Origin of the sequence: Paenibacillus sp. FSL W8-0194, from assembly GCF_037969745.1 — a bacterium.
GTDB lineage: Bacteria > Bacillota > Bacilli > Paenibacillales > Paenibacillaceae > Paenibacillus_AQ > Paenibacillus_AQ cookii.
The window spans coordinates 360,976-387,404 of record NZ_CP150205.1 but is presented as its reverse complement, the minus strand read 5'-3'; the positions used below and the strand labels follow the sequence as shown (position 1 = coordinate 387,404).

At 53.0% G+C, this 26,429-nt stretch carries 24 protein-coding genes; 1 reads left to right on the top strand and 23 read right to left on the bottom strand.

The features are described from left to right. Positions 1 to 255: 255 nt before the first annotated feature. The 8 genes from MKY58_RS01555 to MKY58_RS01520 form a co-directional block, all read right to left on the bottom strand. Positions 256 to 1,425: a GntR family transcriptional regulator gene (locus MKY58_RS01555; RefSeq protein ID WP_339323171.1), complete on the bottom strand. Its 1,170-nt coding sequence runs from the start codon at positions 1,423 to 1,425 to the stop codon at positions 256 to 258. A gap of 283 nt (positions 1,426 to 1,708) precedes the next feature. After that, positions 1,709 to 2,452: an ABC transporter permease gene (locus tag MKY58_RS01550; protein ID WP_339323170.1), complete on the bottom strand. Its 744-nt coding sequence runs from the start codon at positions 2,450 to 2,452 to the stop codon at positions 1,709 to 1,711. 1 nt (position 2,453) lies between these two features. Continuing rightward, a complete protein-coding gene (locus MKY58_RS01545; protein WP_339323169.1) occupies positions 2,454 to 3,173 on the bottom strand; it encodes an ABC transporter permease in 720 nt (239 codons plus the stop codon). Further along, positions 3,173 to 4,087 (bottom strand): ABC transporter ATP-binding protein, encoded by a 915-nt coding sequence (locus MKY58_RS01540; RefSeq protein ID WP_339323168.1) that lies wholly within the window; start codon positions 4,085 to 4,087, stop codon positions 3,173 to 3,175. The genes MKY58_RS01545 and MKY58_RS01540 overlap by 1 nt, the downstream gene beginning before the upstream one ends. Positions 4,088 to 4,268: 181 nt before the next feature. After that, complete coding sequence (locus MKY58_RS01535; RefSeq protein ID WP_339323167.1) at positions 4,269 to 6,299, bottom strand: M56 family metallopeptidase; 2,031 nt, start codon at positions 6,297 to 6,299, stop codon at positions 4,269 to 4,271. Beyond that, positions 6,296 to 6,679 (bottom strand): BlaI/MecI/CopY family transcriptional regulator, encoded by a 384-nt coding sequence (locus MKY58_RS01530; RefSeq protein ID WP_339323166.1) that lies wholly within the window; start codon positions 6,677 to 6,679, stop codon positions 6,296 to 6,298. Before MKY58_RS01530 ends, MKY58_RS01535 begins: the two co-directional genes overlap by 4 nt. A 171-nt stretch (positions 6,680 to 6,850) precedes the next feature. Next, positions 6,851 to 8,293 (bottom strand): HAMP domain-containing sensor histidine kinase, encoded by a 1,443-nt coding sequence (locus MKY58_RS01525; RefSeq protein WP_339323165.1) that lies wholly within the window; start codon positions 8,291 to 8,293, stop codon positions 6,851 to 6,853. Then, on the bottom strand, positions 8,290 to 8,964 hold the full coding sequence (locus MKY58_RS01520) for a response regulator transcription factor (RefSeq protein ID WP_036714246.1): 675 nt from the start codon (positions 8,962 to 8,964) through the stop codon (positions 8,290 to 8,292). Before MKY58_RS01520 ends, MKY58_RS01525 begins: the two co-directional genes overlap by 4 nt. Positions 8,965 to 9,303: 339 nt before the next feature. Between MKY58_RS01520 and MKY58_RS01515 the strand changes: the two genes are divergently transcribed. After that, entirely contained in the window at positions 9,304 to 11,061 is a 1,758-nt protein-coding gene (locus tag MKY58_RS01515; RefSeq protein WP_339323164.1) for an alpha-glycosidase, read from the top strand. Between the two features lie 99 nt (positions 11,062 to 11,160). On the opposite strand, the gene MKY58_RS01510 is transcribed toward MKY58_RS01515, so the two are convergent. The 15 genes from MKY58_RS01510 to MKY58_RS01440 form a co-directional block, all read right to left on the bottom strand. Continuing rightward, on the bottom strand, positions 11,161 to 12,312 hold the full coding sequence (locus MKY58_RS01510) for an ABC transporter permease (RefSeq protein WP_339323163.1): 1,152 nt from the start codon (positions 12,310 to 12,312) through the stop codon (positions 11,161 to 11,163). A gap of 1 nt (position 12,313) precedes the next feature. Further along, on the bottom strand, positions 12,314 to 13,438 hold the full coding sequence (locus MKY58_RS01505; RefSeq protein ID WP_339323162.1) for an ABC transporter permease: 1,125 nt from the start codon (positions 13,436 to 13,438) through the stop codon (positions 12,314 to 12,316). A gap of 27 nt (positions 13,439 to 13,465) precedes the next feature. Then, positions 13,466 to 14,401, bottom strand: coding sequence for an ABC transporter ATP-binding protein (locus MKY58_RS01500; protein WP_339323161.1), 936 nt, complete (start codon positions 14,399 to 14,401; stop codon positions 13,466 to 13,468). A gap of 146 nt (positions 14,402 to 14,547) precedes the next feature. Then, positions 14,548 to 15,654 (bottom strand): sensor histidine kinase, encoded by a 1,107-nt coding sequence (locus MKY58_RS01495; protein ID WP_339323160.1) that lies wholly within the window; start codon positions 15,652 to 15,654, stop codon positions 14,548 to 14,550. 20 nt (positions 15,655 to 15,674) lie between these two features. Then, a complete protein-coding gene (locus tag MKY58_RS01490) occupies positions 15,675 to 16,388 on the bottom strand; it encodes a response regulator transcription factor (protein WP_339323159.1) in 714 nt (237 codons plus the stop codon). 116 nt (positions 16,389 to 16,504) lie between these two features. After that, positions 16,505 to 17,341 (bottom strand): undecaprenyl-diphosphate phosphatase, encoded by an 837-nt coding sequence (locus tag MKY58_RS01485; protein WP_339323158.1) that lies wholly within the window; start codon positions 17,339 to 17,341, stop codon positions 16,505 to 16,507. Positions 17,342 to 17,363: 22 nt separating this feature from the next. Further along, positions 17,364 to 17,984 (bottom strand): DedA family protein, encoded by a 621-nt coding sequence (locus MKY58_RS01480; RefSeq protein ID WP_339323157.1) that lies wholly within the window; start codon positions 17,982 to 17,984, stop codon positions 17,364 to 17,366. Between the two features lie 84 nt (positions 17,985 to 18,068). After that, a complete protein-coding gene (locus tag MKY58_RS01475; RefSeq protein WP_339323156.1) occupies positions 18,069 to 20,018 on the bottom strand; it encodes an ABC transporter permease in 1,950 nt (649 codons plus the stop codon). After that, positions 19,993 to 20,760: an ABC transporter ATP-binding protein gene (locus MKY58_RS01470; RefSeq protein ID WP_339323155.1), complete on the bottom strand. Its 768-nt coding sequence runs from the start codon at positions 20,758 to 20,760 to the stop codon at positions 19,993 to 19,995. Before MKY58_RS01470 ends, MKY58_RS01475 begins: the two co-directional genes overlap by 26 nt. 129 nt (positions 20,761 to 20,889) lie before the next feature. Next, positions 20,890 to 21,861: a sensor histidine kinase gene (locus MKY58_RS01465; RefSeq protein ID WP_339323154.1), complete on the bottom strand. Its 972-nt coding sequence runs from the start codon at positions 21,859 to 21,861 to the stop codon at positions 20,890 to 20,892. After that, positions 21,858 to 22,559, bottom strand: coding sequence for a response regulator transcription factor (locus MKY58_RS01460; RefSeq protein ID WP_339323153.1), 702 nt, complete (start codon positions 22,557 to 22,559; stop codon positions 21,858 to 21,860). Before MKY58_RS01460 ends, MKY58_RS01465 begins: the two co-directional genes overlap by 4 nt. Positions 22,560 to 22,714: 155 nt before the next feature. Beyond that, complete coding sequence (locus MKY58_RS01455) at positions 22,715 to 23,338, bottom strand: flavin reductase family protein (protein WP_339323152.1); 624 nt, start codon at positions 23,336 to 23,338, stop codon at positions 22,715 to 22,717. A gap of 252 nt (positions 23,339 to 23,590) precedes the next feature. Next, positions 23,591 to 24,040, bottom strand: a complete 450-nt coding sequence (locus MKY58_RS01450; protein ID WP_339323151.1) for a hypothetical protein — start codon at positions 24,038 to 24,040, stop codon at positions 23,591 to 23,593. Positions 24,041 to 24,265: 225 nt separating this feature from the next. Further along, entirely contained in the window at positions 24,266 to 25,111 is an 846-nt protein-coding gene (locus tag MKY58_RS01445; RefSeq protein WP_339323150.1) for a sugar ABC transporter permease, read from the bottom strand. Then, positions 25,108 to 26,403: an ABC transporter permease subunit gene (locus tag MKY58_RS01440; RefSeq protein ID WP_339323149.1), complete on the bottom strand. Its 1,296-nt coding sequence runs from the start codon at positions 26,401 to 26,403 to the stop codon at positions 25,108 to 25,110. The genes MKY58_RS01445 and MKY58_RS01440 overlap by 4 nt, the downstream gene beginning before the upstream one ends. Positions 26,404 to 26,429 lie beyond the last annotated feature (26 nt).

Sequence of the window (26,429 nt, the reverse complement as noted above, 5' to 3'; positions counted from 1 at the left end):
TTTCCCAAAGTCTTCATGCTCATTCCCCTTTATGTACGGATTGGTTTATGATGTCATACCATTGCTTCCAAACTTCAAATAACAACTGTATATCAACCTTGTGAGCGCTTGCATAGACACATTATAAATTCAGCCAATTAACATGTCAATATGTTTTTTATAACATTTTTATATACCAATATAATATTAGGTCATAAGCATACATCCGCAAAAAAAAACGCCATTCGCTAAGAATGGCATTCCGCTTCGATACGCCTACGCCGGAGACTTCTCCTTGCGGACCGGTCCCGTCGATGAGCCGAGGATCAATTCGGCATCAAGCAGCATTTTATTCGGCACGCTTTCCCCGTTTCTGAGCTTCAGCACGTTTTCGAAGGCCAGCCTGCCCATCTCTTCCTGCTTTTGGCGCATATGGGTAAACAGCGGTTCTCCCGCGTAATCCGGGCTGTCAAAACAGACGATCGATACGTCCTCCGGAACCCGAAGGCCCGACTCGCGGGCGGCTTCGTAAGCCAGCTGGGCAATGTTGTACTCCATGGCAAAAAGCGCCGTAATTTCGGGATGCTCCCGCAGATGTTTTTTGATGTTTTCCTTTTCCTTCTCTTTATTTTCGGGGACGAATGCGGCCGGAAGCGTGGCCGTAATCTGCTCCATCCACAGGCTGCGGTCGGCGACGATGCCGTTTTCCGCATGGGCCTGGATAAACCCTTCGATCCGCTCTTCGATGGCCGTCGTATCCTGCGGCGGGGTCGTCAAAAGCGAAATGCGGGTATGCCCCAGCTCGAAAAGATACTCGATCATGCGCTTGGCGGCTGCCGCGTTGTCCGTGCTGATCGAACTTGCCGAAACGCCCTTCAGATGGCGATCCAGCAGCACGAAAGGATATTGGCCGATGACCAGCTTTAAGATTTCGGCATTAAAATACTCCCCCTGCGCAGGGAAAATGATGAGCCCGTCGACGCCCAGCTCCAGCAGGCCGCGGATCGCCTCTTCCTCACTGGCGATCACGCCAAGCGATCTTCTCAGAACCAAATAGCCGTCGTGCTGCCGGGAGGCTTCCTCCATGCCGTATATGAGCCCTGTCCCGTAGCTGTCCCCGAAGTCCGTCATGACGAGCCCGATCAACGGCTGGCCTAGGCTGCGGCGCGGTTTTGCAGCTCCTTGCGCGGCGGCGGCCTGCGTCCCTTCCGAACCGAAATGCTCGGAAACGAACGAACCCCGGCCTGGCTGCCTGACGATGTATCCATGCTGGGTCAGCATCTCCAGCGCCTTTTTGCTCGTAATCCGGCTGACGTTGTAAGCCTCGCCCAATTCCTTCTCCGAAGGAATCCGTTCGCCGGGCGCGTATTTCCGGGATATGATCTGCTCGCGCAGCGCTTCGAATATTTGCTCGTACATCGGTTTTGAGGATGTTTCATGCGACATGTTAAGTTCCCTCCACAAGAAAATATCTATCCGGTTTGGATAGATAGCGCCAATTTCTACAATATGTAAACGTTATATAATAATATATCATGTTATATTTACTTTGTGAATAGCTAACCTTAGGAATGCCGAAATCTCTCCGCAACGTCGGTACGGTGTTCATGCGGAAATGGCGCCTTTTTGATGCCGCGCAGACCAAAAAGCGCCCTCGCCGCTGCGAAGACGCTTGGTATGGGAAGGCCGCTCCCTGGCGGTTCACCGCCACTTGGAGAGGGCGTTATTGCTATACTTCCTTCATTTTGAAATAGGTCCAGCCGAAAATCAGGAATACCACGAAGCTTCCGAGTACCGTCACCATCAGGTTTTCGAACGGCAGGTTCATCGCCCCGAAGCCCCCTCCTTCCATCGCTTGACCAGGAACCGTGGCAATAAACGGCTGTGCCCAAGGATAATAGGGACCAAATTGGGCCGAGTTCACGACGAGCATGTTCGGGATGGTAAATACGACGTTCAGCGCCAGCGGAGCCGCAAAGCTGCTCCACATCAGCGAAACGGCGAGCTGCAGCGCCGCCAGCGGCAGGCAGGCGACCCATCCGCCAAGCAGGCAGCGCCCGATGATCCCCCAGTCGACGGGGGCGTCGATGCCTTTGACCGTTCCGACAAGAAGCAACGCTCCCAAAAACAACAGCTGGATGAAGGCCAGCATGGCAGCGACGATCGTATATTTGGCGAAATATACGCCCGTCCGCGTGACCGGCAGCACCAGCAGCTGCTTCCAGCCGCCGCCATGGTGCTCGTACCGGCAAATGAAAGCGGCGAAGATCCCGGACAAAATCGGCAGAAACAGCAGGGCATGGATCATGCCCATCACCCCGAGCAGAACCAGCCAAGGACGGTCCGTCCCTTCGATGTCGGACATCAGCCCGACCAGAACGGAGATCGCCGGACTCAGCAGCAACAACAGCACGATAAACGACCGCGACATTTTCAGCCGCTCCGACGCCAAAATTTTAAAATAACCTCCCATGTCAGTTCACGTCCTTTCCGCGAAAGTGGCCCATGCCGACCATGTAGACGACAAAGGCAAGGATAATGCCCGCACCAACGGGAAGCGCCGGTTTAGCTTCGCTGATAAAGGACAGGAACGGCCAAGAAAGCGGTAGGAATTCCGGATAGTTTGCGGCAAACATCGAAGCGATGGCCGCCGTGATGCCGAGCGTGATGGGCAAGGCCTGGTTTTTGAGCGTTAAGGATAACCACAGCTGCAGCGCCAGCATCGGCAGCGCCCCCAGGTAAGGCAGGAAGCTGAGCTTCAGGATCGTCAAATACGGGATATCGTCGGTCCCGAATTTCAGCAGAATGCCTAACACGACGGTGCCGGCGGATAAAATAAGGCAGGCGACTCCCATCGCGATCAAGCCGAGCAAAACCTTGGCGGTAAACACGGAGGCTCTGGAAATCGGCAAAGCGAGCAGCTGCTTCCACGAATTGTTCTGATGCTCCACGTTGGCGATCTGCGAGGAGATCAGCGTAGCCCCCAAGTAAAGGGCGATCGGAACGAAGGAGAAAATCTCCCCGATCAGCCCCTTCCACAAATCCGCTTTATATCGGTCGATCAAGTAATCGTAACGCAGTCCAAAATTCAAAGCCTGCATGGCTAACAGCCCGACGGAGCCGAGGAAAACGAGAAGCCAGATGCCTTTTCTGCGAATTTTCAGAAAATCGGACGACAACGCTTTGCCGATCATCAGGAAAGCCCCCCTTGCTCGATCACCTGCATGAATATATCCTCGAGCGTGCGCCGCTTCTCTTCCACGCGGTATATGGCATGGTTATGGTCCACCAGCCGCTTGACGAGCAGCGCCACTTCCGGATCGCTTAACTGATCCAGCCGGAGACCTCCGTCCTCCAAACGCCCGGCATAACCTTGTCCCCGGATCAGCTGAAGCGCTTCAGCCGGTTCGGAAACGACCAGCCGGAATCCTCCCGACGCCTGCTGCTGCAAATTGCTGATCGTATCTTGGAAGACCATCTCTCCTTCGCGAATGATGCCTACGGTACCGGCCATCTGCTCCACCTCGGACAACAGGTGGCTGGAGACCAGAACCGTGATGCCGTGCTGCTGCGGCATGCTGCGGATCAGCTCGCGGATTTCATGGATGCCTTCGGGATCCAGCCCGTTGGTCGGTTCGTCCAGAATCAGCAGCTCGGGATTGCCAAGAAGGGCCGTCGCGATGCCCAGCCGCTGTTTCATCCCGAGCGAATACCCCTTCACCGGGCGTTTGGCGTCCTTGGTCAACGATACGATGCTCAGCACCTCGTCGATCCGCGATTTCGGCACATCCAATATCCGGCGCACCGCCTCCAGGTTTTGCACCGCCGTCAGATGCCCGTAGTTGGACGGATATTCCACCAGCGAGCCGACCTTGCGGAGGATGTTCAGCTTTTCCTTTCTTAAATCCTTGCCGAAAACGTGGATGGAGCCCATCGTCGGGCGGATGAGTCCGAGCAGCATCCGGATCGTCGTCGTTTTGCCCGCGCCGTTCGGGCCCAGGAATCCGTAAATTTCCCCTCTTCCGATTTCCAGGTTCAAATTTCTGACGGCATAACGCCCGCGATATTTCTTATTCAAATCTTTCGTCTCGATCACGAGTTCTCTCACTATGAATCACCTCGGGAACTATATTAGCTCCCGCAGGTTAAAAGACGGGCGGCCTCAAGTTTAAAATTTCTTTAAACTTGAGGCCGCCTGGGCTTTCTTCAAAACAAACATCTTTAAAGCAAGGAGCTGGCAATGGCGTCGTCCCCATATTCCCTTGTCTTCTAAGGATTGATGTTGCAGATTATGATTTCGAAAAATTCACGTTCGTTCTAGTAATTAAATAAATATTTCCTAAATTGTTATAAGAGAAATTGATATAGAGTTCACCCGGTTTACTAAACGTTCCTGTTCCTGGGGCTTTCTTATTAAACGTTAAGCTATATTCATTCAAATCGACATTAAAGAGTTTGGAGGCTATAGGGGCTGCCGTCTGGCTTAACTGTTCCGGCTTCATGGATGAAGGCATATGATTGCTCAATCTGGGAACCCCGATTTGGGAAATTTCATTTGTTTCTGAATCGAAATACACATGACTACCGTCCATATATTCTAGGATAAGATACTTCTTTTTACCCGAAATCAAATGATGAGCCTTAATTAATTGATCACCTGCACCTTTACGTATAACCGAGAGAGCTTGCTTGGCAAATTGGTTCTGATTTTCAGTTACCTCGTCAGGACTTAATGGAATGAACAAACGGGTCAAGTGACCATTGGAAAACAACACTTCAGATTCGCCATCTTCGAATTTGGTTTGAACCTCATAAGGGAAATTCAGGGTCGGATCCAATTCGATATTACGATGAATTTTGAATTTTGAATTGCCGTTGAATCCTGCTTCCTTCAGACTCTGATTGGCCTGATCGACCAAACTTGGATCAACCTGGTCTGGGGACAAATCCAGGCCGAACTTCACTACCTCCATTTCACCCGTTTGATCATCAACCCATAGGTTTGCAAAACCCGTTCCATCACCAGTAAATTTGAGCAACCACTGGTGTTCATTAGGCACAGCTTCTATACTTTCCAGGGGAAGCGCTTGTCCCAAATCCCTCATCACTTGACGGATTGTCTTCTTCACTTGAATTCTCAGTTTTGAATCTAGTTTGGCCAATAGAGGGGCATTGTTTTTTTCCATAACATCCAGTTCCGTAGCCAATGCGGAAGAGAAGTCATCTGCCCGGGCATTCTTGGCATTAGTTAAGGACACTGCGACTAATAGAACCAGTAAAGCTAGACCAGCCGCGGACCATTTGGATGACTCTTTTTTGAAATAAGTAATCATCGTAATCCTCCTCATAAGTTGGGATTTACCCGTCGAAAAGTTAGTCGATGTCAACAATCGTGCGGCCTTCGAGGAGCTTTTTTTCAGGAGCTTGATGATGGTGTAACCATATTCCTTAATTTCATTTTCACTCAGCCGGGAAATCGTTGCCGCGTCGCATGAAAGCTCTTGATCTTCTCTCATTTTTCGATATGCATACCACAGAATAGGATTGAACCACTGTATCACAAGCAGACAAGTCATGAGCCAGTTCGCTAATATATCTTTCCTTTTGTAATGCACCAGCTCATGAAGAAAGATGAACCTTAATTCATTGGGATGAAGGTCTTCGATCCCTGCGGGAAGTAATATTTTCGGGTGGATCACACCATAAAGCGCGGGACCATCAACTCCATTTTTCATAATGAGAGGCACCTTCCGCCTTACAGTCAGTTCAGATTTGCACTGCTCCAGAACACCGACCAAGACCGGGTCCGATACGATAGAGGCGTACTTCTTCATCTCGCGGCTAAACTTGCGATTGACTCTGACCAGATAACAAATGAGTGTTATTGCCCCAATAAGCCATCCTAAGATTAAAGCAATCTTCTTCCAAGGAAGAACCGTTGCCGGAGATTTATCCATATCATCTTGTACGATCGAAGAAAACTTAGACGAATCGGAAGACGGGACTTCGTCACCGACATTCGTTGCCGGCACTACGCTTTTTTGCTTCATATCGATGAACAACGCCTCAGGATGCTGCTCTGCGTGGAAAGTAAACGCATTATACAGGCTAAAATGGCTTTCCGGCGCCCAAGGAATCACCATACGAATCATCAGCAGAAACCACATTAAATATTGCCATTTGACAGGAAGATGATTTTTCAGAAGCTGCCGTATAAAAAGAATGAGAATAGCCATAACGGTAGCCATGAAAGATGTAGTTGCGATCCATCGGAGGAAAGAAGAAACCACATCATTCAGGAGGAAATTCACATAGTTCATGATTCTTTTTTCCTCTGGTCGAGAATTTCCTTCAGTTCATCAATCTCTGCTTCTGTCAACTTCTCATCTTTGAGAAAATTGACGATCATCACTTTCAAGGCTCCGCCGTACAATCTGTTCAAAAACGAACTGCTTTCGGCCTTCAAGCATTCTTCTTCGCTGATCAGCGGGAAATAGGAATAGGTTTTCCCCTTTTGATGGAATCCGAGTGCTCCTTTCTTCACCAAACGATTTATAAGCGTTTTAATTGTCGTTGGCTTCCAATCTGTTTTGGAGTCCAGCAATTCAATGACTTCATTCGCCGAAGCAGGTGAATGATTCCAAAATACCTTCATGACCTCCCATTCAGATTCCGAAATGCGCGGAATTTTTTCTTTCATTGAACAATCATCCCCCTATGACTACAATTGTAATCGATACAGATGATTTAAAATTACACTTGTAATTGATTTTTGTCAACAGTTAACTATTTAGCTCAAAACAACAAAGTCACGATGCTCGATGCAGCACCGTGACTTTCGCATCAGGTTGGTTGTAACTGAACCGTCTTTCTACCTCAACTTCAATCCGGGCTCATCGCCTGTGGCCGGAGAGATCATGACACTCGTGCCGCCTTCGTCGCTGCGAATCTCCATGCCGAGCCCCATTTCCCTCGTCAGGAAACCGACGATCGCGAGGCCAATGCCCGCCCCCTTGTCTCCCGAGGAGGCCTGCATTCCCTTGCCTTTATCTGCAATGACGATCGCCAGGCCGCCGGCGGCATCCGTCGCCGTCCGGATGCCGATATACTGTCCGCTCCGGGCATGCCTGACGACGTTTTGGAATAAGTTATCCAGAATTCTCCGGAACCACTGCGCGTCGAGCATCCAATAAACGGGACCCTCCGGCAGGTCGATATCCGCCTCGAAACCTTCTTTTTCCCACAGCGGATACCAGGCCGCGGCGCTCTCCCGGACGATGCGGAGCACGTCGATGCGTTCCGGGTGAAGCGTGTATTTTCCGCTCGTCAGCAAATTGTAGGACAGCAGGTTGTCGATGAGGCCCGCAAGATCGCCCAGCTTGGTCTCCGTCAATTTCAACAGCTCCTGGCCGCGCTCGGAGAGCTGCTCCTTTTGCAGGGAATACACGTGGCTGCGGACGACCGTCAGCGGCGTCCTTAAATCATGCGACAGGTTGGCGATCAGCCGTTTGCGCAGCTCTTCCTCCTCGCGCTCCCGTTTCAGGCTCCGGTCGAGCCGGTCCACCATCCCGTTAAACGCCGCCTCCAGCTGCCCGATTTCATCGCTTTTCCGAACCGCGATCGGGTCAGGCAACCCGCTTCCGTCCTGGACCGTCATGGCGGATTGAAGGCGGAGCAGCCTGCGGCGCATGTTCATGAAAAACATCCAGGAAACGATGATAAAAAGCACGAACATCAGCAGGATGATGCCGAAAAATACCATCGATTCGCGGGCGGACAGGCCGCCATCCCTTGGCCCTATCGCCGCTTTGGATACCTGCATGACCATAAATCCCCGGTTCAGCTTTTCGTCGTCCCCGATAAATGCGATCACGGAAAACTGCTGCGTCGCTCCCCGGTAACGTTTCATGTAGGAAATCGCGTCGGCCGCATCCCAAGTTTCGGGCAAATGCAATCGGCCGCCGGCGGGCTGCCGCACATGCGAATCCGCGTCCACCCAGAACATGTCCACCTTCGCATATTCCTCGCTAAGCTCCCGCAGTCTGCGGTCGATTTCCTCCGGGGTGCTTCCCTTCAGCCGTTTGGCTTCGTTATGCCACATCTTTTCGAGGTGGATCGTCTGGTATCGCTCCTCCGGCTGTATCCCCGCATCCGGCAACGCGTTCCCGATCGCCATGTTCTGCACGACCTGGTAACCGATCAGCGACGCAGGGAACAAGACCGGAATGAACAGCAGAGCAATCAGGATAAGGAGCAGGTACCTGGAAAGCAAAGACCCGCGAAACCTGGGCTTCGGCAGCTTTTTTTCCCTCATGCCTTCACCCTGTAGCCGACGCCGCGGATCGTTTCAATGATCTCCGGGTTCGCCGGATCGCGCTCCAGCTTTTCCCGCAAATACCGGATGTGCACCATCAGCGTTTTGTCCCCGTCCAGGTACGGATCTCCCCAAACCCCCTCGTAAATTTGCTCTTTGGTCAAAATTTGCCCGAGATGGCGGAGCAGATACATGAAAATTTGGAACTGCTTGCCCGTCAACACGATCTCCTCGCCCGTATCCTTGTTCATGATCCGGTTTTCACGTTCGTACACGAGGAGATGCCCCAGCGCAAGCGCCTCCGACGAATACGAGCCGGAGCGGCGCAGCAGCACCTCGATCCGGGCGGCGAGCTCATCCGGGTGGAACGGCTTGGTCACATAATCGTCGGCGAACTGCAGCCCTTCGAGCTTGTCGTCGATGGAGGTTCTGGCCGACAGCATGAGGATCGGCAGATCCGGGTAGGCTTTCTTCAGCCGCTGCCCGACCGTAAAGCCGTCAAGCCCCGGGAGCATCACGTCAAGAATGACGAGACGGCAGCCTGCGGCATGATCGACGGCCCGCTCCCCGTTTTGCAGCCAGGTCACCTCATACCCCCTCCCCTTCAAATCTTCGTTTACCCATGTTCCGATTTCCGCGTCGTCTTCGATATATAACAAATGAATGCCCATGATGATTGCCCATCCTTCCTCACCCGGCCCCTGCAGAAACCCGGTTGTGTCGTCCATGAAACCATGGTATATTTTACGTATCATTCATTATCAATTTAAAGGCTATGCTACCCTGAAATCAAGGTACAACCTCGGACAACGCTATCCGTCCAGGTTGTACCTTTTTTGATGTGGCGGGTAGCTCAAACATGATTTGTATTTACTTTTTGCGATAGTAGCTGCTTCGGTTACGGATCGTTCTTCCGATCGCTGCCGCTTCTTCAGATCGATTCCGTCCCCTTCGCCTCTATCGCTTTCTTACGCACAAAAATCATATTTGAGCCTTAAGGAGGAATTTCCATGCTGCTTGAAGCTGTCTATCACCGTCCCAAACTGAACTGGTGTTACGCCTACGACGGGCGCACGATCCATCTGCGCATTCGCACCAAACGAAGCGACGTTACGGCCGTATCCGCGATGGCCGGGGACAAATACATCTGGGACCGGTCCAAGACCTACGTTCCGATGAACAAACTGGCGTCCGACGAGCTGTTCGATTATTGGGAATGCGAAATCGTTCCCGAATATCGCCGTTTGAAATACGGATTTTTGCTCGAAAAAGGCGCGGAGAAATATTGGATGACCGAATACGACTTCGTTAAGCAGGAGCCCGAAAATCCGGACCGCCTGTTCGAATATCCGTTCATCAATCCGGCCGACGTGTTCGAAACGCCGGACTGGGTGAAGGACGCGGTATTTTATCAAATTTTTCCCGAGCGGTTCGCGAACGGCGATCCGTCCAACGATCCGGAAGGCACGCTTCCATGGGGCGGAACGCCTAAGCCGGACAACTTTTTCGGCGGGGATCTTCAAGGCGTCATCGACCATATCGACCATTTGTCCGAACTCGGCATCAACGCCATCTATTTTACGCCGATTTTCAAAGCGACGACCAACCATAAATACGACACCGAGGACTACATGCAGATCGACCCGCAGTTCGGGGATCTCGAAACGCTGAAAAAGCTCGTCGCCATCTGTCACGAGCGCGGCATCCGGGTCGTCCTCGACGCGGTGTTCAACCATTCCGGACGGACGTTTGCGCCTTTCGTGGACCTGCAAAAAAACGGGGAAAAATCGCGCTACAAAGACTGGTTCTACATCCGCAAATACCCGATCGCCGTCGAAGACGGCATTCCGACATACGATACGTTTGCCTTCGAGCCGCTAATGCCGAAGCTGAACACCGCCAATCCCGAGGTAAAGGAATATTTGCTGAAGGCCGCCGCCTATTGGATCCAAGAGGCCGACATCGACGGCTGGCGCCTGGACGTCGCAAACGAGGTCGATCACGAGTTTTGGCGCGAATTCCGCAAGGTCGTCAAAAGCATCAAACCCGACGCCTACATTCTCGGCGAAATTTGGCATGAGTCCTCCCCTTGGCTGATGGGCGACCAGTTCGACGCCGTCATGAATTATCCGTTCACGAATGCGGTGCTGGACTTCTTCGTCGACCGGACCCGGGACGCCCGAAGTTTCGCGAACGCCCTTGCCAGCCAGTATGTGCGCTACCCGCGCCAGGTGAACGAGGTTGCCTTCAATTTGCTGGACAGCCATGATACAGCCCGGCTGCTGACCAAATGCAACGGCAACAAGGAGCAAATGAAACTCGCCGTCCAATTTCAATTCACTTATACCGGGGCCCCTTGCATTTATTACGGGGATGAGGTCGGCTTGACCGGAGGACATGATCCGGGCTGCCGCAAATGCATGGAGTGGGATGAAACCAAGCAGGACCGGGATCTGTTCTCCTTCTACCGGGAGCTGATCGGCCTGCGCAAAAAGTACAGTGCGCTGCGCACCGGCTCGCTCCGGTTCCTGTCGGCGAAAGCGGGAAGCACGAACCTGGTTTATACCCGGGAGGACGAAAACGACAGCATCGTGATTTTCATGAATAATTCGGCCAAAGCGAAAACCATCAACGTGCCGGTGCCGGAGGAATGCTGGGAGGATATCCGCACGGGTGAAACGGTATCCGCCCACGGCGGCGTGCTCAGCATGAAGCTCCCGGCTTACGGCTGCGCGATGCTTCGGGCTTTGCAGCGGACACAAAAATAAGCATACTGCAAGCAGCAAAGGGGATGCCCGCCAACGCGGGACATCCCCTTCACCATTTGGAATAACATATATTCAACTGCTTTCGGAATGAACCGGCCTCTAAACGAAATTTCTCGTATCGTTGTTCCGTCCGAACTTATAGGTCGCAATCAGGAAAAACACCACCGCAAAGGCAAGCAAAATCGACAGATGGAACCCAATGGAACCAAACGTTGCCCCTTCCTGAAGTTTTTCGATGGACTGCAGAACCCAGCTTTGCGGCAAAAAGTCGGACACCCGGCGAAGCGTTTCCGGCATGATGCTGAGCGGAAAGAAGCAACCGGACAGCAGGCATGTCGGCACGATAATGAGGTTTTGCAGCGCGCCGGCCATGCCCGAGCTTTTCGAGAAGGCGATGATCACAAGCGACAGGCTGATCGATACGACCGCGAAAATGGCCAGAAGGGCGAACATTTCGAAGACGGAAATGCCGGGATCCATATGAAACACGACCTTCATGAAAAAGAGGGCAATCACGATCTGTGCGAGCATGACGACCGCATTCACCGCAATGTTGGCGAGCACGTACGTCTTCGCGTTGATCGGGGAGGACAAAATCCGGTAATAGGTCCGGTTCTCCCGGTGTTTTAGCATCAACTCCGCCAGGCTGGCGGCCGAATTCAACATGAACAACAGCAGGAAACCGATCGATTGGTACGACATCTGTTTGGCCAGGGACATATCGTTTACGGATTCGGACGTGAGCTTGAATGCCGAAGAACGGTATTGATCGTAGATCTGCTGAAATTTTGTTCCGTCTCCGCCAGCGATTTTGCCCATCGCCGCGACGTTGTCGATATACCCGCGCAGCATCGATTTCATATATCCCGTGACCTGGGCGCCTTTGACCGATTCGATCGCGATATGATCGGGACTGCCGCTGAGCACGCTTTCCGAAAAGCCGGAATCGATGATCAAGCCGCTGTCGAGTTTGTTTGCGGCCAGCAGCTCTTTTAATTCGTTCCGGCCGACATGAACGATGCTGACATGATCCAGATTTTTAACGAATCCGACCGTGTCCTCCGCGATCCGTTGACCGCTGTCCTCGTTGACGACCCCTACCCTCAGCTCCGTCGTTCCGACCGAACCGTACAGCAAAAAGGTAGCCACGATGCCGGCGATCGGCAAACCGAAGTACAGGATGAGCGTGCTGCGTTTGCGAAACGTCATGAGCAGCGTTCGGGTCGCCAAAAACCATATATCTCTCCACATGTTACAGTCCCTCCCTGCGTCTCATTGCCAATATCGATACGCCCAAAAACAACGCGGCAAAACCGATGTTCAACATCAAAACCGGCCAGGCCGCCGAGACGTTATCGGCATAAATCACCTGCGTTAACCCGTGGTTGGCCCAGCGGATCGGCGACAGGTTGACGAGAAATCCCATGAGGCCGCCGCCTTCTTCGTCGAGAATCGGGAAATACGCGCCCCCGAAAAAGGACATCAGCTGAACGACCAGACTGATGACGCCCCGCGAAGCCTTTCCCTTCAACAAATAGCTGCCGGCCAGGCCCAGGCTCATCGCCATAATGACCTCCGACACTAAAACCGCGATGACGACTCCCATATGATGGCCCCAGTAGGCTTTAAACACGTATTTGCTGAACAGGATGATCACCATAACGCATAATAAGTTCGAGATGATCCCGCCCAACATCTTGCCCACGAATATCTCGCCTTTTCGGATCGGGGCAATGACAAGCCTTACGGCCGTTCCCCGCAAAACCTCGCCCTGAATGAGCGCCCCCGCGCCCATCGCCGCCCACATGCCGACCATGACGGTCATCGCCAGCGCGTAATAATCGACGGAGCCGGGCGTCCGGTTGGCGTCGACCGACAACTCCCGGATATAGTCGCTTCCGCCGGTTGCAAGCACCATCTCCGTCTTGGCCGGTTCGATGCGGGCCACCGCCGCCGCCGCGTTGTATTTATCCGTAAAAGAAGCCAGCATCCCCTGCACGATGTTGCTTTCGATCGCGTCCCGGCTGCTGCCGTATAAGGAAATGCCTTGGTTCGTCAGCTCCACGTAACCCGAAACATGGTTGTTTTCGACCTCTTCTCTTCCGTTTACGCCCGGTTTTAAAGGTTCGAATGCAACGCCCGTTTTGCCGACCTCTTTCGCGAAACCCGCAAAGGCTTCGGAAAGGGGGCCGCCCCCGGTCGCGTCTTTTACGGCCACCTTCACGTCCCCGACCGAAACTTCCGAGCTGAAGGCGTTGGTCAGCGCCAAGCCGAGAATCAGCATCAGCACGATTGGAAAGCCGAGCATGAACAGGATCGTGCGCCGATCCCGGAAATCGTGTTTCATCTCTTTGATTGCAATCGATAAAATGTTCACCCCGTCAATAACCTCCTTTCGCGAATATTAATCCCGTAAATTACGACCCGTCAGCGTCAGGAATACCGTCTCCAGATTCGGCTCCTGTTCCTCGACCGAGCGGATTTCCTTGCCAGCGTCCATCAGCTGCTTCAATATCCGGTTCAAATTATCGACCGCCGCATCGCTGTGCACGCGGATCACGTTTTCCTCCTGCAGCACGGTCCGTACGCCCGGAACCGGCTTCAAAAGTTCCCCTTCCATTCCTTGCACGGATTTCAGCTCGATCCGGATATCCTTCACGTCGGTTATGGTCGACTTGAGCTGTTCTTTCGTGCCTTCGGCAATGATTTTGCCGTGATCCACGATCGCGATGCGCGAGCAGATTTCCTCAACCTCTTCCATATAGTGGCTTGTGTAAATGATCGTGCAGCCCGATTCATTCAGCTTGCGCACCGAGGTCAAAATATAATTGCGCGACTGGGGATCGATCCCTACCGTCGGTTCGTCCATAATGATGAGCTTCGGTTTATGCGCGATCGCGCAGGCAATATTCAGGCGGCGCTTCATCCCGCCCGAAAAGTTTTTCGGAAAGCTTTTCGCCTTGTCGCTGAGCCCGACGAACTCCAGCGCTTCTTCCGCGCTTTCCTTGAGCTTGTCGCCCCGCAGCCCGTATAGCCCTGCAAAAAAGCTGACATTTTCATAGGCGGTCATGTCTTCGTAAATCGCCAGATCCTGCGGCACGATGCCCAGATTCATCTTGGCGAAGCGGCTTTGCTTCACGATGTCCTTCTCCAAGATCCGAATTTCCCCGCTCGTTGGCCGCAGCAGCGACGAAATCATGTTGATCGTCGTGCTTTTGCCGGCGCCGTTGGCCCCGAGAAACCCGAAAATTTCGCCTTCCCGGATCGTCAGCGACATGTTGTCGACCGCGACGAATTCGCCGAATTTTTTCGTCAGGCCCCGAATATCCAAAATGTTCATTTATTTTTCACTCCGTTTCGTTGTTCTCTTCATGCTCTTATGGTAATAAAAAAGGACGCCCTTACGTCAGTGCATAAGTTCATCCTTTGTACATGAGAAATTTCATATGTTGTTGTGGGCATCCGCCGCGGGGCGGATGAAAATTCTCACTTGCCCTCATACGGAATCAGGGTCGTGATGCTGAAACCGTTCGTGCCGTCGGCTACGACCGTCCCGCCGACGGACGCGGTGCGCTCCTCCATCCCGATCAGGCCCAGGCCTTTGACGATTTTGGCCGCGCCCTTGCCGTTGTCGGCGACGACCGCTTTGATCATCCGGTTCAGCACCCGGATTTCCACGTGAACGGCCGTGGCGCCGGAATATTTCGCGCAGTTGGTCAGCGCTTCCGTCACGTTTTCGTAAATGATTTTCCACTGCAGCGGCGTGATGACTTCCATGTTGCCTTCATGAACGACCGAGGTCATGAGGCCGGTCCTTCCGCTGAAGGCTTCGACGGCCGTCTTCAGGCGGCTGAGCCCAAGCTGCTCCACCGGGGGTTTGTTGTTTTTGAGCGTAACCCGGATTTCTTCGATCGCTTCCTTCGAAATGCCGATGGCGTTTTGCAGCAACGTTTCCGCGGTGGCCGGGTCGCTGTTCAGCAGCCGTTTGGCCGCCTCCATCTGAATCAACGCGCCTGTCATCGCGTGGCCGATGCCGTCATGGATTTCCTGCGTGAGCCGGTTCCTCTCCTCGAGTTTGACCATATATTCGGAAGCCCGGGCAAAATCCTGGTTTTCGTTCAGGCTTTTGGCCATTTTTTGCAGATTCCTGCGCATGTTTTCCAGCTCGTCCTCCTGATTGCCAACTCTCCCCATGTAATGGCGCACCATGCAATAGTTGAAAAAGCCGAGCGCGGCCGCGAACACATACAAAATCATCATCGTATCGCGGAGAACCATGAGCGGAGCCAAGATCGCAAGCAGCAAAAATCCGTTGGACCGGGAATAAAAGGAAGCGAACTCATTGAAGCTAAGCGGAAGCAGCAGCGCAAAATACGGATGGTAGACCGCGCAGCCGATCAAAAACAGGATGATCGCCAAAAGAATCGCCTTTTTGGTGCGGGCTTGCTTGACGATATGCAGAATCAGGTTCAGCGCCAAATAAGCCAGAAACAGGAACACCAGCCATACGTCCCTTGCGGCCGCCGTAAAGTAGGTTGCGGTCACGACAAACAGCAGCATGATCGTTTTATTGCCGACCGTCCATAGTTCCATGCTTATGTTGTCCTTTCGCTTTAACGGGTTTTTCCCGTCAGGTAATAGATCGCGATTTGCGTGCGGTGCGACAGCGCCGTTTTGTTCAAAATGGACGTAATGTAATTGGCCGTCGTCCCTTCCGATATAAAGAGCTCTTTGGAAATTTCCTTGTTGGACAACCCTTGGGCGATCAGCGACATCACTTCAAGCTCCCGTTCGGTAAACAAGCTGCGGTCGAAAGGACAGGCATCCCGTCCGTCTCCCGTCTCTTTCGGAGTTCCCTCTGCCTGCTTCCTGTCAGCCTCTGGCAGGCTTCCGGCTTTCGCCTCCTGCCCTCCCCCGACCTGGGACTTCAGCTTATCCAGCACCACGTCCTGCAGGACGCTGTGACCGTTGTGCACGCTTTTGATCGCGTCGCGGATCCGTTCCGGATCATTGTTTTTCAGCAAATATCCTTTCGCCCCGAAACGGATCGCATCCAATATGTATTCATCGTCGTCGAAGGTCGTCAGGATCAGCGGTTTGGCCGACGTTTCCCCGCTCAGCATTCTGGTGGCTTCCACCCCGTTCATGTTCGGCATCCGCACATCCAGCAAAGCCACGTCCACCTCATGGTTCCGGCAATATTCCACGGCCTCCCGCCCGTCCGCGACGGTAGCGACGACGTCAAAATCCCCAAACGTGTTTAAAATGATTTTCATGCCTTCCCGAATAAAGGAATTATCGTCTGCAATCAGCACTTTAATTTTCATCCGCAGGCCTCCTCTGCCGACCCTATTGTACACGATGCCCCGCCCGCTTTGGAAGGACTTAGAAAAAAAGCCCCCGCGTCAAAGGACTCGGGAGCTTGGCTTCATAACGTAACGGTTTATAACATAAGAAAGATGATTCCGGCAAGCACGATCCGGTATACCGCAAACGGCACGAGTTTGATCCGGTTGATGAGCTTCAGGAAAAACCGGATGGCGATCAGCGCGACGATAAAGGAGCTGATGAACCCGGCGGCAAAAAACGGCAGCATGTCGGCCGTGAAATATTCCCAGTTTTTGAGCAGCGATATCCCGCTTGCGCCGGCCATGATCGGCACGGCCATAATGAACGTGAAGTCGGCCGCCGCCCGGTGGCTCATCCCCAGCAGCACCCCGCCGGAAATCGTCGATCCGGATCGGGAAAATCCCGGCCATAAGGACAGGCACTGGATCAAACCGACCGAAAAGGCCTGTCCGTAAGTGATCTGGTCCACCGTTTCGGTCTTCGGGCGCTTCGGGCGCCACAGGTCGGCTGCGATCATCAGAAGCGCCCCGACGACCAGGCCGATCAGCACGGTCCGTGTCGAAAACAAATGCTCGTCGATATAATCTTCAAACAGCACGCCCAAAATGCCCGCCGGGATCAGCCCGACAATGACCTGGGTCAGTTTGAGGCGGCCTTGCGCCTGCTCCCCGCTTCCCTCTGCCGGTTTTCTTCTCCGGAGACCCAGCAGATCCATGAACCGGCTCCAGAACAGCACCACGACGGCCAAAATCGATCCGAGCTGAATGACGACCTTAAAGGTGTTCGCCACCGGCTGGGATAAAAACTGCTGTGTCTTCAGCCACATGTCGTCCACGATAATCATGTGCCCGGTGGAAGATACCGGCGCAAATTCCGTCAATCCTTCGACGATCCCGAGGATCACCGCTTTAATGTACTCCATCCACTCCAAAACTCTCCACAACTCCTTCAAGTTATTGCTGGGCTTTCATTTTTCTCGCCCGGCGCAGATAAAGATATAGGACTGCTAGAGCAACCAGCCCGATTACAGCATAGGTGAAATGGGAGTACATGTCCATATAGTGCACGATACTTTCCCATGATTCGCCCAGAGCCGCGCCCAGATACACGAGGACCGTGTTCCATATCAGCGTCCCGAACGTCGTAAACAGCAGGAACAAACCGAATTTCATCCGGGCCATGCCGGCCGGAATCGAAATGAGGCTCCGCACGAGCGGAATCATCCGGCAGAAAAAGACGGTCCAATATCCGTATTTGGCAAACCACCGGTCCGCCCGATGGATGTCTTCTTTTTTGACGCGCAGAACATGCCCCCACCGCTCGACGATCCGCTCCAGCCGCCGGACCTCCAGCAGCAAGCCGATCAAATAAAGCACCACCGCCCCTGCCACCGAACCGATCGTCGAAGCGAGGATCACCCCTGGCACCGTCAAATGGGTTTTGGTGGTCATGAATCCCCCGAAGGTTAGAATCACCTCCGACGGAATCGGCGGAAACAAATTTTCGAGCGCAATGACCAGCGCAATGCCGGCGTATCCGAATTGTTCCATGATATCCGTTATCCAGTTTTGCATGCAGAACCTCCGTTCTTATGATCAGAAAGGCCGATATGATTTTCGGTAAAACGCGGTTGCCCCGTTCGATTTCTCCAAGCCCCGTTACAGCAGCTTTTTCCTGACGTTCCGCAAGTAGTGGAAGCGAATGAAGAAAAAATACATCGCCTGGGCCGAAAAAAAGCAAAGCAGGACGAACCCCATCTCCAAAGCGATCGATAAATAAAAGAGGCTTTGAAGCGCGATAAAGGCAAAGCTGCTGTGAATGACCGCCAGGACGATCGGGACGAAAAACAAAAGCGCCAGCTGCCGCGTCACGATGCGGCTGAGCTCCTTGTCCGTCAGCCCCAGCTTGGCCATGGCGGCGTATTGCCGCCGGTCGTAATCCAGATCCGCGTAAAGGCGGAAATACAGAAAGGAACCCGCGGCGATGAAAAATACCGTGCCGATCAGCAGGGCGGCAAAAAGCATCGCGCGGTACGCCCCCATTTGCAGCACGTACAGCGTGCCGCTGACGGCGATCGAAAAGCCGCGATTTTCGTTAAACCTCACCTCGCCCGAATCGGCCAGCGTGTTCGCCACTCCGAGCGTTTTCCGGAAGTCATCCACGTAAAACGCGGTATAGCGGTCGATCCCCGCCCGGGACTCCAAACGGCCGAACAATTCGTCGCTGACCACGAGGCCGTTGGTATAGCCGTCCATTTGCCGCAGCCCCGTCCGGAGCATATGCTCCGGCACGGCGACATGCCGGGTATAGCCGATTTCCTTGATATGCAGCCGCCCGCCAGTAACGGCATGCACCGCCAGCGGCCTCGCTTTCATGAATGCCCGATCCCGTTCGGAGCTGACCATGGCGAGCGCATCCGAACCGGTTAGAGGCTGTTCGCCGTACGAAAGGCCCGCCATCCGGACCGCCCGTTCATAACTGGATAACGAAATGACGGACAGCACCTCCGGATCGGAGCCGGAGCCTTCCGGAGCGACCAGAATATTTTTGACCGGAAATTGGAGCATGCGCGGGTGCAGTCCTTTTGCCAGCAGCTCCCTGTGTATGGATTGCAGATGCTCCCCTTCCGCCGGATTGCCGTCCTTCGCCAAATAACTGACCGCAGCCGGGTAATCGTTATGGAACTGTTCCGACAGCGTATTAATGGAGGCGGATACCCCGACGGCGCAGAACGAGACGGTCGATACGATCGTCACCATAAACAGCATCCGGGAATGGTCCTTTAACCGGTAGGACAGATTGGACAACGTGACGATGTTCGTTTTTTTCCAAAACAGGCCCCGCTTTTTCTGAAGCCGCTCGACAAGCCATACCCCTGCGTGGTTATACAGCAGATACGTGCCCGCGACGGTCATGGCGGTGACGGGCAGCATGCGGACGTACAGATCGGAAACGCTCGTCGTCGCCGCAAACCCGTAGGCTGCGATGATGAGCACGACGGCTGTTGCCGATAGCCAGGCGGACCCTTTGGGAGCAAGTTTGGTACGGCGTCCGGCTTGAAAAAGCTCGATTAAGGAAAGATTCCGCAACAAACCCGACGTGCACATCGAAATGATCAGAAAAAGCACCGCAAACGCGCCGGTCGTAAGCGCAAACGCCTCCCACGTCAAGCGGAACGGAATCGAGGGAACGCCGAACACCAGGGAGCCGATCATCAGAAACAGCTTCCCGGTGACGAGCCCCGAGGCGATGCCCGCGACGACGGCCCCGGTGCCGATCAGCATGTTTTCCAGAAAAATCATCCGGTGCAGCTGTCTTTTCGTCATGCCGTGCATCAGCCAAATCCCGATTTCATGCTTGCGCGAGGCCAAAAACGAACCTACGGAATACAGAACAAAAAAGAACAAAAAAAGATACATGACGCATACCGCCGTAATCATCGTCTGCATGACGATCGGATACATGATGGACTCGCGGATCCCCGGATTAAAAATAAACAGCATGCAGACGAAAAAGATCATGACGGAAAAAGCGCTGCTCAAAAAATAGGCTGCATACGTGCGCTTGTTGCGGGAGACGTTCCTATAAGCGAATTGTAGAAAGGACACGACGATCCCCTCCTAAGAGCGACAGCATGTCGATGATCCGCTGAAAAAATCCCTGGCGGTTGTCCCCCCGGTAAATCTCGTTGTAAAACCGGCCGTCTTTGATGAAAATGACGCGCTTGCAGAAGCTTGCCGCCACCGGGTCATGCGTCACCATCAAGATGGTCGCCCCTTCCTCGTTCAAGGTCCGCAGCGTCTTCATCACGTCGTCCGATGCTTTGGAATCGAGGTTGCCCGTCGGCTCGTCGGCAAGGATCAGCGACGGCTTGTGGATGATGGCCCGCGCAATGGCAACACGCTGCATCTGACCGCCCGATAATTCGTAAATCCGCCGGTCCAAGATGTCCGAAATGCCCAATTTTAAGGCGATATCATTTAATTTTTGCTCCATCTCCCCCACCGGCACGCCGTCAAGCGACAACGGCAGCACGATGTTTTCGGCCACGGTCATGGCGTCAAGAAGGTTAAAATGCTGAAATACGAATCCGAGCTCGCGGCGGCGGAATAGCGCCGTTTCCGTCCGGCCGAGCTGGTGCGGATTGATGCCGTTGATTTGTATTTCGCCGGAGGTCGGTTCGTCGATGGTCGCAATGACGTTTAAGAGCGTCGTTTTCCCGCTTCCCGACGGCCCCATGATCCCGACGAATTCTTCCTCGCGAAGGGAGAACCGAACGTTGTCCAGCGCCTGCCGCGGCACCTGCCCTTCGTAAATTTTCGATAAGTATTTCACGTCCAAAATCGTCAACGCTGCCGGCTCCTTGCTTCATAAGATCGATCTCATGGTTTTATTATAGGGAAGATGCCTCTCCCGCTGCCATGCCGTAAGCTTACACAAGCTTACACTTTTGTAAGCTTCACTGCGCGAACCAAGTTTTCAAAAAACCAACCGGACCGTCGTCCCCTTCCCCGCCTCGGATTCCACTTGAATGTCATGCCCCAGCTTCCCGCAAATCTGCTTCGCCAAATAAAGCCCCATGCCTGTCGATTCCTGGAACTCTCTGCCGTTCTCCCCGGTGAAATACGGCTCGAATACGCGGGGCAAATCCCCTTGGGGAATGCCGACCCCTTCGTCCTGCACCTCGAGCACCGCTTGTTCGCCGCGGCGATAGCCGTAAAACACGATCTTGCGATTTTCGCCCCGCGTATAACGGACCGCGTTGGTGATCAGCTGCGTCAGCACGAAAGCAAGCCATTTCTCATCCGAAGCAATGAGCAGGGGCTCGTCCAGCCGGATCAGCGGAAACACATGGCTGCGGATAAACAGCCTTTTCTGGGACGAGGTCACCTCGCGCACGACCCGGCGCAAATCAAGCGTCTCGACATGGAAATCCCGTTCGAACGTGTCCAGGCGCGCGGTGTACAGCACGATGTCGAGTCCCTTGCGGATCCGGTCCAGCTCGTCGCCGATGGCGGCGAATTCGGCCTCGTCCCTGTTCCGGATCATCAAATGGATGACGGACAGCGGCGTTTTCATCTGATGGACCCACTGATGAATGAACTCCATATGGGATTCGATTTTATGTTTGTAATGCTGCAAATCGGTCTGATAGCGCCGGTACTGGAGCTTGATCAAACGCTGCAGGCTTTGGGCGAGCGGCGTCTGATGTTTGTCTTTCAGCAGCTCCTCGGTGGAAGAAACCTCCGCGGCCAGCCGGACGTAAAAAATACGGTTTCTTATATAGCGGATCACGAGGTAAACGGACAACAAACATACGCTGAGCAGACCGGCGTAGAGACTGATGCTTACATCGCGGCTGCCGTCGAGCCAGTACACGAGGGTTACGAGGAATAATTGCAGCAGATAGACGGCGACTAGAGGGGCCTGGTCCCGGATGAACAACCTCATGTTTCATCCCCCCAGTTCGGCAGGAGACGGTATCCCTGCCCGCGGATCGTTTGGAGGGCGTCATGAATGCCGACCGCCGCCAGCTTTTTGCGGACCCGGGTCACATAGACGTTCAGCGTGTTGTCGTCAACGAACCATTGGTCGTCCCAAATTTTGTCGAGCAGCCGGTCCCGGCTGACGACTTGCCCGGACCTTGCGATCAGTTCGTCCAAAATTTTGGCTTCGGTCGGGCTCAAATCGGTTTTGTCCCCGTTAAAGGAGAGCGCCAGCCGTTCCACATCGAGGGTCAACCCCGAGACGCCCACCGTACGCTGCTGCTGCGATGCCGCGTAAGACCCGTAGGCCCGGCGGAGCTGGCTGTTGATTTTGGCGAGGGCGATTTCGAAGTCGAACGGTTTGGTCAAATAATCGTCGGCCCCGTTCTCCAGCGCCATCACCTGATCCATTTTGCCGTCGCGCGCGGAGATGAAAATAATCGGGCAGGTTGAGCCGTTCCGGATTTGCCTGCACCAATAAAATCCGTCGAACATCGGCAAATTGACGTCAAGCAGCACGAGATGAGGCTGGAACTGTTCGAATTCGGCGATCACCGCCCCAAAATCGGCCGCGCATTTCGTATCGTAGCCGAATTTGTGCAAATGCTCCTTCAGCAGGCCGACAAGTCCCTTGTCATCTTCGACGATAAATATTTTGAACATTCGGGCGTTCTCCTTCGCAAGAGGTGTATTTGCCTAGTATTGTACCATGCCGGGCCGCGCCTGAAATCATCCATAAAAAAGGAGCAGCTGCCGAGAGACAACTGCTCCTTTTTCACTTGCTTATCCTTTCGGGGGGTCGATGCTTACGGGCCAGTTCAACCGCGGGAAACCGGACCGAATACCGGCGCCAACCTGGAGGGATGCAATTGGCCGCTTAATCCGAAATATTCGCAGAAGTTCATGATGAGCGGATTCCATTTTAGCGGATCGACGTAATTCTTCTCCCCTGCCATTAGAAGGTTTTCATCGACATGCACTCTAGTGACGGCAACCTCGATCGCTACCAGACTGCTGGGTTGGCCAATATCGTGTACTTTAACGAGAGATGCCTCTAACTGAACTGGGCATTCCGCAACGCGGGGCGCCTTAACCAAGTCCGAAGGTTCGGGGGTGAGTCCGGCCGTTCCGAATTTGTCGGGTTCGTATCGGTATCCGAGCTGCATTTTGGTATCGGGCACTGGGTTCGCGCCGGTAAGTAAAGCCAGTTTGTCGACGGCGCCGACAAGATCCGGCGACGGAAGATTCAATACGCACTCTTTTTCGCGGATAAGGTTCTGGACGGTCTTGGATTTGCGGCTCATCCCGAGCATGCAAGTCTGGTTTAACCACCATGCGGAAGACATAGGGGCTACATTGGCTGAACCGTCTTCGTTTAAGGTGCTGATCAGGACGACAGGGGTTCCGAAATAAAGAATTTTGGGCTCTATCACTTTGTGCATTTCAAACACGCTCCTCCCTTGAAGTTATGGCTTCCGTTCATCATGCGTTGCCAGTCATCCGTTTTGTCACTAGGAGTATATCACGCGTATTCATGCACAGTCGGATTTTAAGAATATAACAGCAAGATAGAGATATGCCCGTGGAAAAACAGCCCCTCTCAACGGGCGAGACGGGCTTGGCTTTTGGTCCTTCCACCGTATATGCATACATGATTTTCTCGGTAAGTTCGCCTGAATGTTAAACGTGCTAAGTCATGTTTCATGATTCCAATAGTTCTTAATCGGATCAAGAGCGGAAGCGTTTTTGACCTTGTATAGATGATTAGTTTCGTTTTCCGAATCCAATATCTGCACGTTGTTGTTATCATCCCAAAAAACGCTGAATGTCGGCTTTCCCTGAACTAATATGAGCATCGAATACGTATCTTTAGCAGCATCTTGATGGCGGTTCGCTTTTTCAAGCTCTACTGAAGACATGGCATCCAACATGCGGTATATGTCCTCTTTGTTTCTAAGAGCGAACGTTTTTTCATCCGACGACTTTATCAGCTTCACCGCGGAGACTTCCCGATCCCCGATCTTCTCGATGATTTCTTTTTTAAATGTTGTGTTCGGGTCTGATTGAAAAAGCCGCTGAATAGCGAAGACAACGACTAGGACAACCACAAGCCCGCAAACGACCAGCAATGGACGTTTCTTCAATAACGATCACGCTCCCCAATATTCCCTTCTCTCTATACTTCAAGATGGCGGCAAGCAAACCCTTCCTTGAACATTTTCTAAAACTAATGAGGGGCCCCTTTCCATTTATATCGATATGATCGGAATGTCGGTCATGATTCATATTCATCGCTTTACTATAGAAAAAAGCCGCCAATTTGGCGGCTTCATTACGTCTCTATATGATGGACATCGATAAACGTACCGTTACCCCTTGCTTGCGCCCGACGTCAATCCGTCGACAAGCAAGCGCTGCAGGAAAATAAACAAAATGGTGATCGGCACGGCGATCAGGACCGCTCCGGCGGAAAACGCCGTAAAGTTCGTGTTTTGGTTCGAAGCGACCATATCGTATAGCCCGACCGCCAACGTCCAGTTTTCCTTCGTCCGCAGAACGAGCCGTGCAAAAATGTAATCCACCCAAGGGCCGACAAACTGCGTTAATGCCATATAGGTGATCATCGGTTTAGAAAGCGGCAAAATGATGCGCGTAAAAATCTTCCAGTTGCTCGCTCCATCGATTCTGGCAGCTTCATCCAGCGTGCGCGGGATCGTATCGAGAAAACCTTTAGCGATAAACGTCCCCCCGAGAGGAGCTCCGGCTGCATACACGACGATCAGCGCCAGATGCGTGTCCAGCAGATGCCACTCTTTTAACAAAAGGTAGATCGCGATCATGCTCATGAAGCCCGGAAACATCCCCAGGATAAGCACGGTCGATAACGCCGTCTTCCGCCAACGGAAACGGAACCGGGATACGGCATAACTGGTCAGCAGCGTCAATAATACGCCGATGATCATTGAGCACGTGGCAATTTTCAGCGTGTTCAAATACCACTGGCCGAACATGAAACTTTTCGAAGTAAACAGCTCGCGATAATGGTCCAGCGTAAAGGTTTCCGGAATCAGCGTCTTGCTGTACAGCGATTTCCCCGGCCGGAACGATCCCAAGACCACCCAAAGGGCAGGATAAACCGCGCATACGGACAGGATGACCAGAACGAGATAACTTAGTCCCAGCCGGAAACCTCTTCTCACTTTGCGTCCGCTCATTGGATCATATCCTCCTCTTTGAATGACTTGGTCCGCCGGTAATTGTAAATCGAGAACGAGGCGATAATCAGGAAAATGATGATGCCGACAGCCGACGCCATGTTGTATTTATTCTGATCCAGCGTCAGTTTGTACAGCCAGGTCACGAGCAGGTCCGTCGCGCCGGCGTATTGATAATCCCCGACCACCGGATTGCCGTTCGTCAGCAGGTAGATGGCGTTAAAGTTGTTGATGTTGCCCGCAAACTGCATGATCAGCGTCGGCGCCGTCGAGAACAGGATCATCGGCAGCGTGACGATTTTGAATTTTTGGTATCCGCTAGCCCCGTCAATTTCCGCCGCTTCATACATGTCCTTCGGAATGGTGGTCAGGATACCCATGATGAGAATCATGGATACCGGAATACCCACCCACATGTTGACGACGATAACGGTCACTTTCGCCCAGAACGGATCCGTAAGCCAGGGAAGACCGCTAAGGCCGAAGTAGCCAAGGTATTGGTTGATTGGGCCGAATTGGCCGTTAAACATGTTCCGCATGACAAGCAGCGAGATGAGCTGCGGAATCGCATATGGTATAACCAGGATCGTCCTCCACAGCCCTTTGAATTTGATGCCCTGCTGATTGATCAAAAGCGCCACCAGCAGGCCTCCCAAATAAGTGGTTAGCGTGGACAGAACCGCCCAGATAATCGTCCAGGTCAATACGCCAAAAAACGTATGGCTCCACGTTTTCAGCGCCAGTAGGTCCTTAAACGTCTGAAAGCCGACCCAATCGACAAGTTTCGCCGGAGGCATATGGTTCGGCGACGAATAGTTCGTGAATGCCAGCATGATCATAAACAGAATCGGCATAATTGTAAAAAACAAAATGCCTATCGTCGGAAGGGCCAACAAGGATTGCGCAAATTTATAATCCAACACATACCGGACGGATTGTTTAAAATTGTTTGGCTTTTTGCCGTTTTCCCGGTTTTGCGCCGTTTTATAGGCATCCCGGATGTTCATGATGTAGACGATAATAAACAGAACCAAGAATAAAAGGGTGATCAAGCTCTGGACCAGAAGGAAAATGGAGTGGTCTCCCTCGATCTTTTTGGGTATATTCCGGGGTGTTTCCCCAAGAGTTACGATCCCCCATAGCGCTCTACCCAAATTGCTGTTGAAATAAAAAACAGCCCATGCTTCAACAAGCAGGAACAAGATGCCTTTGATGAACTGGCGGTTATATATTTGTCCAAGTCCCATGCTCAAAATCGACAGTATCGTTGCCTTGCTGCGGTGCCTTTGCATCAGCCCTCTCCCCTCCCCGAATTATG

Excerpts from the sequence above, each read along its gene's own strand:
- MKY58_RS01555 (WP_339323171.1), bottom strand. The coding sequence starts at position 1,425 with ATGTCGCATGAAACATCCTCAAAACCGATGTACGAGCAAATATTCGAA.
- MKY58_RS01550 (WP_339323170.1), bottom strand. The coding sequence starts at position 2,452 with ATGGGAGGTTATTTTAAAATTTTGGCGTCGGAGCGGCTGAAAATGTCG.
- MKY58_RS01545 (WP_339323169.1), bottom strand. The coding sequence starts at position 3,173 with ATGATCGGCAAAGCGTTGTCGTCCGATTTTCTGAAAATTCGCAGAAAA.
- MKY58_RS01535 (WP_339323167.1), bottom strand. The coding sequence starts at position 6,299 with ATGAACTATGTGAATTTCCTCCTGAATGATGTGGTTTCTTCTTTCCTC.
- MKY58_RS01530 (WP_339323166.1), bottom strand. The coding sequence starts at position 6,679 with ATGAAAGAAAAAATTCCGCGCATTTCGGAATCTGAATGGGAGGTCATG.
- MKY58_RS01525 (WP_339323165.1), bottom strand. The coding sequence starts at position 8,293 with ATGAGGGAAAAAAAGCTGCCGAAGCCCAGGTTTCGCGGGTCTTTGCTT.
- MKY58_RS01520 (WP_036714246.1), bottom strand. The coding sequence starts at position 8,964 with ATGGGCATTCATTTGTTATATATCGAAGACGACGCGGAAATCGGAACA.
- MKY58_RS01515 (WP_339323164.1), top strand. The coding sequence starts at position 9,304 with ATGCTGCTTGAAGCTGTCTATCACCGTCCCAAACTGAACTGGTGTTAC.
- MKY58_RS01510 (WP_339323163.1), bottom strand. The coding sequence starts at position 12,312 with ATGTGGAGAGATATATGGTTTTTGGCGACCCGAACGCTGCTCATGACG.
- MKY58_RS01500 (WP_339323161.1), bottom strand. The coding sequence starts at position 14,401 with ATGAACATTTTGGATATTCGGGGCCTGACGAAAAAATTCGGCGAATTC.
- MKY58_RS01495 (WP_339323160.1), bottom strand. The coding sequence starts at position 15,654 with ATGGAACTATGGACGGTCGGCAATAAAACGATCATGCTGCTGTTTGTC.
- MKY58_RS01490 (WP_339323159.1), bottom strand. The coding sequence starts at position 16,388 with ATGAAAATTAAAGTGCTGATTGCAGACGATAATTCCTTTATTCGGGAA.
- MKY58_RS01480 (WP_339323157.1), bottom strand. The coding sequence starts at position 17,984 with ATGCAAAACTGGATAACGGATATCATGGAACAATTCGGATACGCCGGC.
- MKY58_RS01465 (WP_339323154.1), bottom strand. The coding sequence starts at position 21,861 with ATGAGGTTGTTCATCCGGGACCAGGCCCCTCTAGTCGCCGTCTATCTG.
- MKY58_RS01460 (WP_339323153.1), bottom strand. The coding sequence starts at position 22,559 with ATGTTCAAAATATTTATCGTCGAAGATGACAAGGGACTTGTCGGCCTG.
- MKY58_RS01455 (WP_339323152.1), bottom strand. The coding sequence starts at position 23,338 with ATGCACAAAGTGATAGAGCCCAAAATTCTTTATTTCGGAACCCCTGTC.
- MKY58_RS01445 (WP_339323150.1), bottom strand. The coding sequence starts at position 25,111 with ATGAGCGGACGCAAAGTGAGAAGAGGTTTCCGGCTGGGACTAAGTTAT.
- MKY58_RS01440 (WP_339323149.1), bottom strand. The coding sequence starts at position 26,403 with ATGCAAAGGCACCGCAGCAAGGCAACGATACTGTCGATTTTGAGCATG.